The 13,166-nt window shown below is 41.5% G+C and carries 8 protein-coding genes and 1 pseudogene; 4 read left to right on the top strand and 5 right to left on the bottom strand.

Features of this window, described 5'->3' with window-relative positions; genetic code table 11:
• Positions 1-254: 254 nt before the first annotated feature.
• From LC608_RS08335 to LC608_RS08320, 4 genes and pseudogenes are all read right to left on the bottom strand, one after another.
• A pseudogene (locus tag LC608_RS08335) lies at positions 255-1,836 on the bottom strand (group II intron reverse transcriptase/maturase).
• 1,172 nt (positions 1,837-3,008) lie between these two features.
• Positions 3,009-4,022: a glycosyltransferase family 2 protein gene (locus LC608_RS08330; RefSeq protein WP_229553090.1), complete on the bottom strand. Its 1,014-nt coding sequence runs from the start codon at positions 4,020-4,022 to the stop codon at positions 3,009-3,011.
• Positions 4,023-4,236: 214 nt separating this feature from the next.
• The gene (locus tag LC608_RS08325) at positions 4,237-4,683 is read right to left on the bottom strand and encodes a hypothetical protein (protein ID WP_229553089.1); all 447 of its coding nucleotides are present in this window, start codon (positions 4,681-4,683) and stop codon (positions 4,237-4,239) included.
• Positions 4,684-4,801: 118 nt separating this feature from the next.
• Positions 4,802-6,091, bottom strand: a complete 1,290-nt coding sequence (locus LC608_RS08320; RefSeq protein WP_229553088.1) for an anhydro-N-acetylmuramic acid kinase — start codon at positions 6,089-6,091, stop codon at positions 4,802-4,804.
• A gap of 712 nt (positions 6,092-6,803) precedes the next feature.
• Between LC608_RS08320 and LC608_RS08315 the strand changes: the two genes are divergently transcribed.
• The 4 genes from LC608_RS08315 (at position 6,804) to LC608_RS08300 (ending at position 12,315) form a co-directional block, all read left to right on the top strand.
• Positions 6,804-7,607 (top strand): hypothetical protein, encoded by an 804-nt coding sequence (locus LC608_RS08315; protein WP_229553087.1) that lies wholly within the window; start codon positions 6,804-6,806, stop codon positions 7,605-7,607.
• Between the two features lie 264 nt (positions 7,608-7,871).
• On the top strand, positions 7,872-9,107 hold the full coding sequence (tnpB, locus tag LC608_RS08310; protein WP_229553086.1) for an IS200/IS605 family element RNA-guided endonuclease TnpB: 1,236 nt from the start codon (positions 7,872-7,874) through the stop codon (positions 9,105-9,107).
• 174 nt (positions 9,108-9,281) lie between these two features.
• The gene (locus tag LC608_RS08305; RefSeq protein WP_229553085.1) at positions 9,282-10,697 is read left to right on the top strand and encodes a folate/biopterin family MFS transporter; all 1,416 of its coding nucleotides are present in this window, start codon (positions 9,282-9,284) and stop codon (positions 10,695-10,697) included.
• A 121-nt stretch (positions 10,698-10,818) separates the two neighbouring features.
• The gene (locus LC608_RS08300) at positions 10,819-12,315 is read left to right on the top strand and encodes a carotenoid oxygenase family protein (protein WP_229553084.1); all 1,497 of its coding nucleotides are present in this window, start codon (positions 10,819-10,821) and stop codon (positions 12,313-12,315) included.
• A gap of 227 nt (positions 12,316-12,542) precedes the next feature.
• Here the strand turns inward: LC608_RS08300 and kdpC are convergent, their stop codons facing one another.
• Positions 12,543-13,145, bottom strand: a complete 603-nt coding sequence (gene kdpC, locus LC608_RS08290; protein WP_229553083.1) for a K(+)-transporting ATPase subunit C — start codon at positions 13,143-13,145, stop codon at positions 12,543-12,545.
• Between the last annotated feature and the right edge of the window lie 21 nt (positions 13,146-13,166).

The following is a 13,166-nucleotide window of genomic DNA, read 5'->3' as shown; positions in this document are numbered from 1 at the left end:
ACTTTCTAGGCTGATACCACAAGGAGGAAGTCAAAAGGATGCGCCCCTGCGTTGCCGACTTGTACCCCTACGGGCATCTTGCTACGCTCTTAGCGTTAAGGCAGGGTAGCAACTGGCTTTCAAAAGTCAAAAGCCAAAGAAATTTTATTCCGAGCTTATTGCACTATTGGTTGAGTCGATGGGGGATATTATTCCCCGCACCTCTCAATTAGATCCGTGCGTACCCGTTTCCGTGTACACGGCTCCCAATGTTCTCAGCTTGCGCTTTTGCTCATGTGCTTGTAATCGTGGCAACTCTCATGAATTGCTTCAAGATTATTTCTCTTCCAGTTGGCGTGATTTTCGTCGATGTGGTGCAGTTGAACCTTTTCCTCATCGATGAACTTTAAGCCGCAGGATGCACATTTATGGTTTTGCTTCTTAAGAGCAATAGAAGTTTCGCCGTCGTAGAGCTTACTTTTACGTTCACTCCAATAGGCTATATTTCCGTCATAGGGGGATTTTATTCCTTGAACCATGACGTGTTTATTTTCGGAGTAGGAAACTGCTGGGAATGCCTTTTTAACTAATTTCTCGCTAGTGTGGCGAGTTTGCTTGGTTTCCCTGTTGAATACCGTATATGCTCTGTGATTTATGAACCAAAGTGAAAACTTTGAGCCGTCCATCTTGCAGAACTTATGGTAATTTCTCCACCCTCTAACTATCGGGGCTAATTTCTCAGCCTTTGTGGTAGCTCCATAATTCGAGTTGTTGACGATGTGTTTTACTTTCTTACGGAACGCTTTGAAGTTGTCCACTGAGGGAGTACTTTTGAATTTTCCGTTATTCTGGACTTTAAAGTGCCAGCCGAGGAAATCAAACCCATCTGTCGCTGCGGTCACTTTGGTTTTCTTTTGGCTTACATTCATTCCGCGTTTGCGGAGGAACTCGCTGATTCTTTCAAGTATCTCTGTCGCATTGTCTTCGGGACGTAGTATTATGACCATATTATCCGCGTATCGGATTGATGGCTCGACAATTCTTTTTGCCGATGTTTTAGGTGTTATCCTTCTACCCTCTTTATATATTGAGTGGTATCTGTGTATACTCTCAATCCCGTTGAGCGCGATGTTAGCTAATAGTGGGCTGACCACTCCCCCTTGTGGGGTTCCCTGTTCAGGAAATTCTGGGTTGACTCCAGCCTTGAGGCATCGGAATATTCCGAGTTTTAAGCCCTTGGGGGCAATGAGTTCGTCCATTATTGCTGAGTGGTTAATCCTGTCGAAGCACTTCTCGATATCGAGTTCTATAACTCGTTTTTCTATTCCATTGGTTCTGGAGCTAAGGTTTAAGAAGATGTACTTTTGTGCATCATGGGCAGAGCGCCCCGTTCTGAACCCGTAACTCCTAGCGTGGAAGGTGGCTTCGTGTGCTGGCTCTAGCGCATATTTTGCTAGGCATTGCCAAGCTCTATCCGCGATGGTTGGTATCTTTAACATTCTGGTAGTCCCGTCCTTCTTGGGGATAGGGATTTCCCGTAAGCCTTGATGCTTCCAATTTCCGTTGTTCATTCTCAGTAATTCTTCAAGGTTGAAGCGTTCTTCAAATGAGAGGGATTTTTTACCATCAATACCAGCCGTCTTTTTGCCAGCATAAAGCTTGTGATACTTGTCTTATTGCAAGAAATCGAGCCGAGGTGGATTTTAGAATAAGCTTTTGGAGGAACCTAGCTTTCCGCTTGTCTCCAACTTGAACCGCTTTGTACACACGCTTTTGAAGGCGGAAAAGATTTCGGCGGAATTTCTTCCACGGTAAGGCTTTCCAAGATTCACTAGTTTTGTAACTGTGTCTAATCATTTTTCTCTTCTAGAGTTTGTGCATTCTGAACACCTCAGACCAATTACGGTCTGTCCTACCCGAATTGTGGGGCTTACTCCTCTCGTCTGGTCTACATGGGGTTCGACTGCCCCTAGACCCACAACTAGTTTTTATTCGTTCCCTCGGATAGATTGATAGTTCCCTTAGATGTAGCCAATTCAACTACTGGATTCCCTGGACTCAAGCCGATTTCAATTCAATTGCGGCGGGAATCAACTCCAGTGTGGTCAGGGTTTTTTTATGTTACGCCCTCGCCTTATGACTAAGTTGCTTTTTTAGGCTCTGTTTCATCGTAGGAACTCCCTATTAGCGCCAGTGTCAACCCGTAACGGTCGTCTGTTTGCGCCCAGTTAAGAGCTTCACTCTACAAGAACCGAGCTTGTTCGGTGTGGGCAGATAAGGAGTCAATTCTGAGTCTGAATGGCAAGACTTGCACTTGCATCTGACCGAGAGTTCAACCTTTAATGACAGTCATCTGCTGTCAGGTTGGATTAGTTATGTACGGACTTACACCGTGATTCACTAATCAACGAATCGCACTGAATTGGTATATTTATTTCCGCGCTTGCTGTACTAGCTTTTTTCAATCCTCTTTTAGAAGATTGAAAGCATAATCTAGCCGTTTGCAACCGAGGCGGTTATTACACTGGTGCAACATTTCAGATCAAACAAGCAGAAAGGGTAGATTTATAATGACGCTTTGTACCATTTTACACTTTCATTGTGGTGTAATTTTAGTTTGCCCAATTTTAACTAAATAGATAACTCTAAAATCTGCCAAAAAATTTAAAGGGAGAGGTTCGTCAAACTCAGGTTATTTTAGTGAGCAGTGGTCTACAACTAAAGTTTTGCTTAATTTAGTACTTTCGTCCTACCTCCAGCAAGGCTGTACTCTGCATTCAGGGCAAACGCATCTAAAGTATAAGAATCCTTTAATAGCAAGGGTTTCAGCGTTTTTAAATTTAGCCTATTTTTTCGTCAAGATCCTTATCCAGCAGGGGTTTCAGAAATGCCGTGCGTTCGCCCTGACTCTGCATTTATTTTGTAAGTAGGGATAATTAAAAATACTTATTACCTTACTAAGTTTTTGACCTTTAGGCTGATTCCGACTACGTAAGGATGAATTATTTATTGAGAAAAATATGATAGTACTAATTGCTAGTTTTTCGTTCTCTCTGTATGTTATAAGAAATGTCAAAAACTGATTTATTACCCATTACATAGTATTGAATTCGACGTTCTATAATATTGTTCAATCGGGAAATAAAATCATAAAAGAAGTACGGATTTTTACCCATTTCTGCCAATGCTTTTAACCATTTTCCTTCCTTGAGAGGCTCTACAACTTGAAGGTAAGCTAGATGTTTTTTATAGACTGAATTATTGTAATACATAGCACGCATTAAAGCTGGATTTTTTTTCACAACTTCTTGTTGCATGAAAGAATTGCTAGCATTCAAATATTGATTTAGACGTGACAATTGGCTTTTATGTACAAGAGATCCGGGGCGTGAGCGGTAGTAATAATAGGGTTTTGGCTCAAGGAAAAAGCGTGCTCCTTTGATTAAGCATTTCATATCAATCCAAAAATCTTGACCCATCCTGATGGCATCATCGTACTCGATGCCGTGTTTAACCAGAAATTCTCGTTTGAATAGAGGCTTGCTTATACCAAGATGCAATCCTGGTTGTCCATATACATCAGTTTCTACAAAATAAACGATATCAATTTGGAAAATTTTATCTATACTTTGTTCACTTTCTTGAATCAATGTACTCCAAGGAGATGTTTCACCATCGTTGATTAAATAAAGATCGTCAGCAATCATGTCTGCATTTTTTTCATTTGCCAGTGACACAAGCTTGGACAATCTTTCAGGAGCATACCAATCATCTGAATCAAGCACAGCAATCCATTCTCCTTGGGCTGCTCTTAGGGCACGATTACGTGCAGCAGCAGCCCCAAGGTTTTGTTGATTAACTATTACTTTGAGACGTGGGTCAGTAAAACTTTTAGCGACTTCTACAGTTTTATCACTTGAAGCATCATCGACTATGATAACTTCAATATCTGTGAGCGTTTGTTCTAAGACTGACTCTATTGCCTTCGCAAGATAAGCTTCAGTATTGTAAGCAGGGATAATTACAGAGACTTTAGGATTCATGAAACTGGACTCCAGACTACACGGTTCGGTAAAAATACTATAAAGCCTAAAAATAATTTGATAATTTCTTATTTAGTATACAACTCAGTAGGTCTGTGAGAATAAACGATGACTCCTTGAGGTCAGGCATGAGATATTAGGCTTTGAAGAAGCAGAAGCAATTGGGATTGTTTGAGCGACAGGCTTCCAGCCTAGACGGACAACAGCGCTACCTTTAGGTTGATTGACGCTCTAGGCTAGCTTCCATTGTGTTAGTTAAAAAATGACCAGCCAAGATGCCACTACTGAGGTAATATCTATCTTCCGAAATTCGGTGCAGGGTTTCAAAGCCACTACGACGCTGACGATCGCCTATTACCCAGTAACGCTGCACAATTGTATCTAAACCAATCCAGCCTTCACCTTCAATCTGCCCCAAAGTATTATGCTGGAGTAAAAAAGTATACTGACGCTCTCCCTCATGAAGCCGCCCCTTATATTGCAGAGAGATTTCTGAGCGATCGCTACCAGGAAATATCAGTTTTGTAGCCATAGTAAACCAGTTATCTCGATTCCAAGCTACCAAGGTCATACCCTTGACACTGATTGGCATACCATTACGTTCCAGCCAATTTCCTTGCATTGTCCAGCGTCCTGGTTCCAATAAAAAAGTATGAGCCACCTTGTATATTCCCTGCCTTGATCGAGTGCCGCCAAGACTACAGTTATAGCAGTGCTAAGTTGCGTTAGCGATAGCGGGGTGTTGAGCCAGTGCTGAATGAAGAAATTTTTTATCTTGTTTATTGTTCCTGTCTCAGCACTGAGTACTGATTTTGGTGAATTTCTCCCAAAAGCACTTCTTGAGGTGCCCCAGTCGCAGTAGGTAGGTTGCCAGGAATACCTAAATGTCGCCAGTAGGCTAAAACTGCAAAGGCGATCGCTTCTTTAAAATCTGCACTTAAACCAACTTCATCTGTAGTCAAGACTGGTATTGATGGCAACAATAACTCTAATCGACGTTTCAAATAGAGATTGCGACTACCACCGCCACATAATAGTACCCTTTGTGGCATTTCCGGCAAAAAAGTGCGGTAACTATGAACAATTGAAGTAGCTGTAAGTTCGGTGAGAGTTGCTAGTAAATCGGCGGCGTTGAGTTCGTATGCTTGAGCATCTTCTAAAGACTGATGCAAGTAAGCTACACCAAATAACTCTCGACCAGTGGATTTAGGCGGCGGCAGATGAAAATAGTCTTGGTTGAGCCATTGTTCTACCAATGAATCACAAGGAGTACCACTCGCTGCCCAATTGCCATCTTCATCGTAAGTTTTAGCACCAGCGCTTAAATGCTCCACCGCTAAATCCAACAGACTATTTCCTGGGCCAGTATCCCAAGCGCGAATTTTTGAGAGCCAGTCGCCATGTCGAGGTGGAATATAAGCAACATTACCAATACCACCAATGTTTTGAATACAACGCCCTTCTTCAGGATGACTGAGTAAATAGGCATCTACTCTGGGCACGAGAGGCGCACCATGACCACCAATAGCGATATCAGCAACGCGAAAGTTGCTCACCGTTGTAATGCCTGTAATATGGGTGATTAATTCACCGCGCCCTAGTTGGAGACTGTAACCCAAGGCAGTGCTGTTAGCGATAGCGGGGCGTTTAGCCGGTGAGAAGTTAGAAATTAAGATTTCTCTCCTGCCCTGCTCCCCTGCTCCCCTGCTCCCTTGGTCCCTTGCTTCCCCAGGTGGTCGGTGATAAACTGTTTGACCGTGGGAGCCAATGAGAGTGGCTGGCTGATGACCAATTTGAATATTTTGGGCGGCTTGGGCAAAGGCAATGGCGATCGCATCATCTATTTCTGCCAATTCTGCCATTGAGATGGCAACGCCTGCGCCAACTGCCAAGATTCTTTCTCTGAGTTCGGCTGGATAAGGATATGTTGCCCCGGCTAGCAACTCAATTTTGAGATCCAATTCTGTACCGGAAATCTCTACCAACGCAGCGTCTATGCCATCTACGGATGTGCCACTAATTAAACCGATAACGCGAGTAGGGACAACAACTTCTTCGGTTGGATGCATTGATCAAGACTCTTTTGTTGCAAGAGGTAGTTTAATTCATGTTACTACCGATGTCAAAAAAGCTCAGGTGGCATAGTTGACTGAAGAAAGACAAATTATCAGGGAAAGGGTGAGAGGCAGCCGACAGCTACCTGTCAAAGAAAGTGCTATTTCTTTGAAGCAGAAAGAAGAATTAAATATGAAATTATAGCAATTCTAGAGTTATGAAAGGTATTAGAATTATCCTGGATACCATTGTGATTGATGCAATCGTTTTTCAGAAAGAGATTGTGTAGTTAATGACTCTAGCATTATGCAGATTATGTAATTACTTTAAATCAAAACCAAGATAATCTTGAGTGTAAGGTTGAAAAACTATTCAGCCAAAGGATATGCACAGGTTTTCAAGAAATTGGCATAGCACAACGCCTCATGCCTTCTTTACCTAGACCTCTAAAAATATGAACTGCCTGCGAATCACAAAAGGGAACTTGTTATAAATAAAGTTTGTTTATAATTTACCACTGATAGCTTCGTGCTTTCTACATAAAGCGATAAATATTACGGAACATAATATCAGTAATTTTCTCTAAATCCAGCCCAATAACTTACATTTTAATCTAAGTAAAATCAAATAAAAAAAGTAGTAATCCCTCTGATGTTGGAACTTATAAGTACATCGCACAATGAGGCATGAACGCGAAATTTTTTAAAACCGAGAAGGATTTGTAAAATGAAAAGTCTTCTAATTAAGTCCGCGATCGCTTCTAGTGTCGTTTTGTCCTTAGCTACTGTTACCCGTCCTGTAATGGCTGCGTCTTTTACGATATCAATAGAAGACCCAACCATACAAACCGCAAATTACTCAAATCTTGTTAATACTCGTGTACAAAATTTTGATGCACTAACAACAGGTTACAGTGCAACAGGCTTTACATGGGTTGATGGAGGAACAAATATTGGTAGCTATACGAATACTCTGCTCGTGGATAAAGACCAATATGGTGGTGCTGGTGGCACAGGCAAATATTTTGATGTAGATACGAACAGATCGGGTGCTAATAAGCAAACGGCTTCTACCTTAAATTTAACAACCGCACAAAGTTACTTTGGACTTTGGTGGTCTGCGGGAGACGCTAATAACGTACTTGAATTTTATTCAAAAGGTAATCTTGTAGAAAGAATTACTACTGCTGATGTGGTTAGTTATATCGCAAAGCTACCAAATAAAACCAGCTACTACGGTAATCCTAATTCAGCATTCAAAAATCAAAATTCTGGAGAACCCTATGCATTCATCAACTTCTATGATGTTGCCGGAACTTTTGATCAGGTTCAATTCACCAATATTGGCGGAACTGGTTTTGAATCAGATAATCACACAGTCGCCACTGGCTACAAGAGTATCACCGGTAATGTCATTAGAGCAGTTCCTGAGTCTTCTTCTGTATTAGGAGTTTTTGTGATTGGTTTTGTGGGTGTTGCTTCAGTTCTAACTCGTCAAGTTAAGAAAAAGTTAGTTTTGGAATTGTCATAAGTAGATGCCTAAGCCAGGAAGTCTCCCTTCTGACTCGGCTACAAAACTAGGCTTCACGTTCGTGTAGCGCTGTAGGCAGAATTTCAAAACTTCCGATAACAATTCAGTTAAATACACGTTAGGGCGAGCTTACTTATGGTAGGTTCGCCCTAATCTTTTGATGCCTTCAAGCCGCACACTCGTGACTTCCAGTCATGAGTTAGGCGCTCTATATTAGGTGATACTTTATGTTAAAATTGAATGATATTCAGCAAATTCAAGAAATTGTCATCCATCCAAAAAGCATTTAAAGTTACTCTCATACCCACGCATAATCAAGAAGTCTTAATCAACAAGACAATTGGTTGTGCCAGATATGTGTACAACCGCTTTTTGGCACTAAGACAGGAGTTATATGCCACGGAGCAGAAGACTTTAAACTATAATGCTTGCAGCCAGCAGCTAACTCTACTCAAAAAGGAGATTGAGTGGTTAAAGGAAGTAGATAAATTTGCTCTGCAAAACTCACTCAAGAATTTAGAGACAGCATACAAAAACTTTTTTACTGACTTGAAGAAGTCTAAAAATAAAAAAGGTGTCGGCTTCCCCAGGTTCAAAAAGAAGCATGCTTCCAAGCAGTCTTACAAAACAAATCTTACTAACGGTAACATACAGGTAATAGAGAATCGTTTAAAGCTTCCGAAGTTAGGTTGGGTAAGGTTCCACAAATCCCAAGACATTACTGGGAAGCTTGTAAACGTTACCATTAGTCGCACTTCATCTGGCAAATATATTGCTAGTATCAATAGCGAAACTGAGATTGAGAAACATCCCCAAGTTAGTCAAAATATTGGGATAGACTTAGGCATAAAATCTTATCTCGTTACTAGTAATGGGGAAGTTGTAGAAAATCCAAAATATTACAGAACTCAAACTCGTAAGTTAGGCAAGGCACATAAGAAACTATCCCGCAGTGTAAAAGGTAGTAGTAATCGAGTCAAAGCGAAAATCAAGCTGGCTCGTACCTATGAACGAATTACCAATCTCAGAGATGACTTTCTGCATAAATTGTCAACTCGTTTAATCAAAGAAAACAGCATTATCTGTATTGAGGATTTACGAGTTGCCAATATGGTGAAGAATCACAAGTTAGCACTGAGTATTTCAGACGCTAGTTGGTCGAAGTTTGTCGCTATGCTTGAGTATAAAGCTTTGTGGCATGACAGAATTGTGCAGAAAATCGGTACATTTTACCCCTCATCTCAGACTTGCAACTGTTGTGGTTTTATTAATCCACTAGTTAAAGATTTAAAGCTGCGTGAATGGTCTTGTCCTAGTTGCAATAGCTATAATTTGAGGGATAAAAACGCAGCACTGAATATATTAAGCGAAGGTTTGAGATTATTAACCGCCGTCGGTACGCCGGAGGTTATAAAAAACGCCTGTGGAGAACTCGTCAGTCCAGAAGTAATTCCGGCAGAGATCGTTGAAGCAGGAATCACGCGACTTTCAGTCGTGTGAGGTTCAATTAGGATTGTTATACAAATACGTTGGTAGGGGTAGAAAAATGCTTTTCGGTATCAATTTAAGCAATTAAAAATTAAATTTGCGGAATTTACGGATACATAAACAAAGCCCACTTCTGAAGAATCGATATGATAGAAAAGTAGATAAAACTTAAAAAATATTTATCGAATGGTGCTTCAATCATCTGGCTTGTCCAAGGTCAAAGACTCATTAACACAAAAAATCTTCTTGGGTAATGAACCTAATGCGGAGTTAATTGCAATTCTCACCGTTTATTTTGTCCAAGGAATTTTAGGATTATCGCGTCTAGCCGTTAGCTTTTTCCTCAAAGATGAACTGCTGCTGAGTCCCGTTCAGGTGTCGGCGCTGTTGGGAATCGTCTTCCTACCTTGGATGATCAAGCCGGTGTTTGGTTTCATTTCTGATGGCTTGCCTATCTTTGGCTATCGGCGGCGTCCTTATTTGATTTTATCCGGGATACTGGGAACTGCTTCTTGGGCGAGTCTGGCTACAATAGTTCATACTAGCTGGGCAGCTACATTAGCGATCGCTCTTAGTTCTCTCTCTGTCGCCATGAGTGATGTGATAGTTGACTCGCTAGTTGTGGAACGAGCTAGAGGCGAATCCCAAGCAAAAGCCGGTTCATTACAATCTCTGTGTTGGGGTGCTTCTGCGATCGGAGGTTTGATAACAGCATACTTTAGTGGTTTGCTGCTTCAATACTTTAGTACCCGTACTGTCTTTGGAATTACCGCCTTATTTCCTCTCATCGTCTCAGGGGTTGCTTGGTTAATTGCTGAGTCCCCCGTTAGAAAAGATGCTGAAGATAGTAATCACACCAACCCTTTACCAATCAAACATCAACTGGGGCAGCTACGCCAAGCCATTAGCCAAAAAAGTATTTGGCTACCAACGGCGTTTATCTTCATCTGGCAAGCTACCCCAAATGCTGACTCAGCTTTTTTCTACTTCTCTACCAACGAACTCCACTTTGAACCAGAATTTCTGGGGCGGGTGCATTTGGTGACAAGTTTCGCTTCTTTAGCAGGCGTTTGGATTTTTCAACGTTTCCTCAAAAGCATCCCTTTTCGCGTAATTTTTGGTTGGAGTACCGTCCTTTCGTCAATTTTAGGAATGACGATGCTGTTATTAGTGACTCACACAAACAGGCGGCTAGGTATAGATGACCACTGGTTTAGTTTGGGTGATAGTCTGATTCTCTCTGTAATGGGGAAAATTGCCTTTATGCAAGTCATGGTTCTAGCAGCAAGGCTTTGTCCGTCTGGTGTGGAAGCGACATTATTTGCCTTGTTAATGTCGGTGTTTAATTCAGCAGGAACAGTTTCCCATGCATTCGGGGCATTAATCACCTATTGGCTGGGAATAACTGCAACGAACTTTGAATCACTTTGGCTATTGGTGCTAATTACTAACCTCAGCACGCTGTTACCCCTACCATTTATCAACTGGCTACCTGCTGCTGAGGAAGAAACTGAGACATCCAAAGATGGGGAACAAGCGTTTTTGCCAGATTTAATGTCTGAGTTGGTACTAAGAGAACCAGAGTCGAAAATAGTCGAATAGTGGAATAAATCTCACCCTGAGTTGAGGTAGTTTGCTGCCTTCGCGTTGTAGTAAAGCTGCAAAAAAATCCTTTTTAGCTGTTACATATTTTTGTCCAAAATAACAAGAAAGAACAAAGTATATGCGTTTGAAAAGCCAAGAAATCCCAGTTACAGAAAAATCCTACAGCCGTGCAGACTGGCAAGGAGGATATCAATCTCTAACCCAAGAGTTTGATTATTGGATTGATGATATAGAAGGGCAAATTCCTAAAGAATTACAAGGTACGCTGTTTAGAAATGGCCCTGGTTTGCTGGATGTGAATGGGCAACCTTTTCATCACCCGTTTGATGGGGATGGGATGATTAGCAAAATTACCTTTACAAACGAGCGTGCCCATTTTCGCAACCGCTTTGTCCGCACAACTGGCTATTTGGAAGAACAAAAGGCGGGAAAAATTCTTTATCGCGGTATTTTTGGCACTCAAAAGCCTGGCGGTTGGCTAGCTAATATCTTTGATTTCAAACTCAAAAATATCGCCAATACAAATGTTATCTATTGGGGCGGTAAACTGCTAGCAATGTGGGAAGCGGCTGAACCATATCGCCTCGATCCTTATACTCTTGAAACCTTGGGCAATGAATATTTTAATGGTGCTTTGTCAGCAGGTGAAGCTTTCGCTGCACATCCCCGCGTGGAAAACAATTGTAACCAAGATGGGGGCGCACCTTGCCTGGTAAACTTCTCGATTAAGCCAGGATTATCTACCACAATTACTATTTTCGAGCTAAATCCAGCAGGTGAAATTATCAGACAGCACGCTCATAGTGTTCCTGGTTTCTGTTTCATCCACGATTTTCTTATTACTCCTAATTACTGCATCTTCTTTCAAAATCCTGTCACCTTCAATCCCATACCTTTTGTCTTGGGAATACGTGCGCCGGGAGAATGTATCAAATTTCAGCCAAATCAGCCAACTCAAATTCTAATTATTCCCCGCTTCCCCAAAGAAGGGCAAGAAGATATCAAAATTCTGGAAACTAAGTCTGGTTTTGTCTTCCACCACATTAATGCTTTTGAGGTAGGAGATGAAGTTTTAATTGACTCTATTTGTTACCAAAATTTCCCCGAAGTAGAACCCGAAAGCGATTTTCGACAAGTTGATTTTGAGGCAATTTCACCTGGGCAACTTTGGCGATTTTGTCTGAATCTAAAGGATGGGACAGTCGGGCAAGAATTGATTGAGAGCCGATGTTGTGAATTTCCCAGTATACACCCGGCGAATGTGGGACGCCCTTATCGATATCTATATATAGGTGCGGCTCATGCAGAAACTGGTAATGCTCCCTTACAAGCATTGTTGAAAATCGATTTAGAGTCTGGAGAAAGACAAATTTGGAGTGCTGCACCCCGTGGTTTTGTTGGCGAACCGATTTTTGTCCCGCGCCCAGGTTCTGAAAAGGAAGATGATGGTTGGGTATTAGCTTTGGTTTATGATGCTGCCCATCACCGCTCAGATTTGGTAATTTTGGATGCTAGTGATTTCTCTAAAGGAGCGATCGCTCGCCTACATCTCAAGCATCATATCCCCTATGGTTTGCATGGAAGCTTTACTTCTGAGGTTTTTGGGGAAATTTAATTCCCTATTTGGGTGAAACCATTTTTTCGCTGGCAATAATATGCAAATCTATATTTTTGAGCAAACGTACTAATTTTTGCGTCAAAGATCCTTTGAGGAGCATTTGCCAGCGCCTTAGCAAAGCGCCTCCAAAGGAGGTTCGCTGACTCTCTCCGATTACAATCTGAGTAACAAAAAAGTTATCTAAAGTTATTTATCTATTTATTCCTAACTCCCCACTCCCCATTTTACTGATTTGGCTGACGATTAAAATCTTGCAAGTCAAGAGCATAATTCAATCGGAGAACATTGACTCCTGGCTCGCCAAAAATCCATAAAAATCTGCCGTCAGTATATCTATTAATTAAACGTAGGATTTCCTCTTCTTTTACTCCCCGTGCACCAGCAACCCGCGTCAATTGCTGCCGTGCTGCTTTGAAGGAAATATGGGGATCTAAACCAGAGCCAGAGGTATAAATTATATCAGCGAGCGGTTGAAGATTTTCGTCTCGCAACTGATTTGCCTGTTCTAGAATCCGTTTTAGTAGTTCTGGATTGCTAGCAGCGAGATTGCTGGCTCCAGAGATGCCAGTTGGCTTGGCTTTTCTGCCTTGGCTATATCTAACAGTACTGGAACGGGGATGGAAATATCGCTCAGATGTGAACAACTGACCAATCAAAGCCGAACCAATTGGTTCATTATTTAGATTCAGCATAATGCTGCCATTAGCTTGGTAGGGCAAAAAAACTTGACCCACTACAAGGATTATCAGAGGATAGATGATTGCAGTCAACAACCAAAGCATTAGAGTTATGAAAATTGCTCTGATAGTTTCTCGAATAATAGCCATAAAATTTTTCCAATTGCTGCT

It is taken from the genome of Nostoc sp. XA010, assembly GCF_020829625.1.
GTDB lineage: Bacteria > Cyanobacteriota > Cyanobacteriia > Cyanobacteriales > Nostocaceae > Nostoc.
The sequence above is the reverse complement of the archived record's forward strand: the minus strand, read 5'-3'. Positions and strand labels throughout refer to the sequence as shown.